The organism is Priestia sp. P5_B4, assembly GCF_056400385.1.
This window is the reverse complement of the sequence record NZ_JBFULJ010001475.1, coordinates 1-576: the sequence shown is the minus strand read 5'-3', so window position 1 is coordinate 576 and position 576 is coordinate 1. Positions and strand designations below refer to the sequence as shown.

Genomic DNA, 576 nt, shown 5'->3' with positions numbered 1-576 from the left:
CATTAACACAATTGGATAATTTGATTGTACATATTTAGTAAGAGAGGAGGCACATTACATGCTAAACGAGGTACTTATGAACTTTTTTAACGCAGTAAGCAGTATCATCAACACAATCGGATAAAAAAAGCACAAAGAAAAGGGTAACTGCCATTACCACCGTCTTTATGCTYTGCTAGTTCAAAATCATATATTTTACAATAAAAAGAACTCTTTGATTAGGAGTTCTTTTTACTTATCCTMACATGTTCCCTTTTATTTGTATATATGCCTTGCCATTTCAACAGATTCATTTATATGTTGCAAGCATACACATAGGTCTGCAGCTCGTAGTGCAGTTCTTTTAAGTCTTCAGCTGCTTGAGTCAATAACTTCTTTCGCTGAGCTGTATACACATCTAGAATAGCTCTTTCTACTTTTACCTTTTCTTCATATAAAATGTCTAACTTATCTTCATTTCCTTCAAGGGAAATAGGCTTTAACATAGCAAATTGATAAATGGGTTGTCCATAATCCAATTTTGTTAAAATAGAACCTACTAATACATCCTCCGAGCATTCATATACGAAGTTTAAC

The 576-nt window shown here is 33.1% G+C and carries 1 protein-coding gene; it reads right to left on the bottom strand.

The window, feature by feature from the left end; genetic code table 11:
- Positions 1-293: 293 nt before the first annotated feature.
- The coding region (locus AC1DRF_RS31695; RefSeq protein ID WP_477742787.1) for a hypothetical protein at positions 294-576 on the bottom strand (283 nt) is incomplete at its 5' end.